Consider the following 2,146-nt stretch of genomic DNA (forward strand, 5'->3'; position numbering starts at 1 on the left):
CCGCCGGGGCCGGCGCCCCCGCGCCCGTGCGCGAGCGCGCCGTGGCCAGGGTGTTCGCCGATGTGCTGGAACGGGATTCGGTCGGAATCGACGACAGCTTCTTCGATCTCGGCGGCACCTCGCTGTTGGTCTTCACACTCCGGTCGGAGCTGCGGACCCGGCTCGGCATCGATGCCGACCCACGCATGCTGTTCGAGGCGCCGACGCCGCGTGCGGTGACGGCGGCGGTGACGGCCGAGTCCGGCGCGGCGGCGGCCGAGAACTGGACCGACATGCTGATCGCCGACGCGTGCCTGGATCCCACGATCACGGTGCCGGAGGCGTTCCCGGTGCCCCCGACCTCGGCAGACGAGGTGCTGCTGACCGGCGCCACCGGCTTCGTCGGCATCCATCTGCTGCGTGAGCTGCTCGACCGCACCGCATCGCGCGTCTGGTGCCTTGTCCGCGCCGAGGACGCCGACGGCGTGCGCCGCCGCCTCGAAACGACGCTCCAGCGGTACGGACTCGGGACCGAGGGGCTCGCGGACCGGGTCGTGCCGGTGCCGGGCGACCTCGCCGCGCCGGGCTTCGGGCTCGCCGGCGACACCTGGGCCGAGCTGGCCGCGCGGATCGAGGTGATCTACCACAACGGCGCCCGCGTGAATCATCTGGAATCCTATGCCGCCCTGCGCCCGGCCAATATCGCCGGAACCGTCGAGATCCTGCGGCTGGCGGTCGACACCAGGGTGAAGGCCTTGCATTTCGTGTCCACCGTGTCGGCCGCGGTCGGTGCCGGGCACACCGGAATCGTCACCGAGCGCACGGCGATCACCGCCGCCCAGGTGCCGCGCAACGGGTATCTGGCCACCAAATGGGTGGCCGAGCAGCTGGTCCTCGCGGCAGCCGAACGCGGGTTGCCGGTCGCGGTGCACCGGCCCGGTCTGGTCGCCGGATCGATCAGCAGCGGCGCGAACAGTGCCGATGACGCGTTCTGGACGCTCATCCGGTCGGCCGCCCATCTCGGGGTCGCGCCCGACATCGAATCCGCCGACGTCACCTTGGCCCCGGTGGACTACGTGGCCCGCGCACTGGTCGCGCTCGCCACCGGGCGGCAGCCGAACACCGAGATCTACCACCTGGTCAACAGCGCGCCCACCAATGTCGGAGACATTCTGAATACATTGCGCCGCAGCGGTTTTCCCGTCGAGACGGTGTCGGTGGCCGAGGCCGCCGAGCGACTGGCCGGGCAGATCGCGCAGCACGCCGACCTCATGCGCGCGGCACTCGTCGCCGACAATTACCTCAACGGCGGCGGCGATGCCCTGATCGTCGACGACACCGGCACCCGAGCGGTACTGGCTGAATCCGGTGTGTGTTGTCCGGCGATAGATGCCGCTGTCCTACAGCGTTATGTCGACGGTTTCATCGCCGAGGGTCTGCTACCGATACCGGTCGAGGTCCGCTAGCCGCCGAAAAAAACTCGGTTGTCAGTGCTCCCGGGACATCATTAGCGTGTCTACCGTTTGTGACCGACACACCGAGAGGACACTCCTTGCACCCCGACACCGAACGCGACATCAGGTCGTCGTTCGTCAACTGCTCGAAAGGCGACGCCAAACGCCTGTCCGTGCCGCGTGACCTCGATGCTCGTCCCTGGGACGATCTCGACTTCCTCGGCTGGACCGACCCGTCGTACCCGGGCCGCTGCTATCTCGCGGTTCCGCGTGACGGCGACCTGGTCGGTGTCGCCCTGCGGCACGAGACCGGCGGATCGGGCAAGACGCAGATGTGCGCGTTCTGCCTGACCACCCACACCGGCGGCGGCGTCTCGCTGATGACCGCGAACAAGGCCGGGGAATCGGGACGGCGCGGCAATACGGTCGGCAGCTATATCTGCACCGATCTGGCCTGCTCGCTGTATGCCCGCAACAAGAAGCGGCCCGCGCTGGGTAGCCGGTATCGCGAGGACCTGACGCCGGAGGAGAAGGCGCAGCGGGTGCGCGAGAACCTCTACGCGTTCCTGGACCGCCTGTACACCTAGCCGATTCGCCCCGCCACACGACAAAGGAGGTAGCTGCCATGTGCCGACACTCGAGACCCCGCACGCCAGACGACCCGAGTTCTCTTGCAGAACAACAGAACTGGGGTCGTCAGGTGCCTTGCCGGT

2 protein-coding genes are annotated in these 2,146 nt (G+C 68.5%); both read left to right on the plus strand.

The genetic code is table 11. The annotated features are described in order from the left end of the window. A partial coding sequence (locus ACFWPJ_RS31145; RefSeq protein WP_378856838.1) for a thioester reductase domain-containing protein occupies positions 1-1,445 on the plus strand: 1,445 nt, incomplete at its 5' end. 86 nt (positions 1,446-1,531) lie between these two features. After that, positions 1,532-2,020 (plus strand): FBP domain-containing protein, encoded by a 489-nt coding sequence (locus ACFWPJ_RS31150; protein WP_378856840.1) that lies wholly within the window; start codon positions 1,532-1,534, stop codon positions 2,018-2,020. The last annotated feature ends 126 nt before the right edge of the window (positions 2,021-2,146 follow it).

This window comes from Nocardia sp. NPDC058497, assembly GCF_042720195.1.
Lineage (GTDB): Bacteria > Actinomycetota > Actinomycetes > Mycobacteriales > Mycobacteriaceae > Nocardia.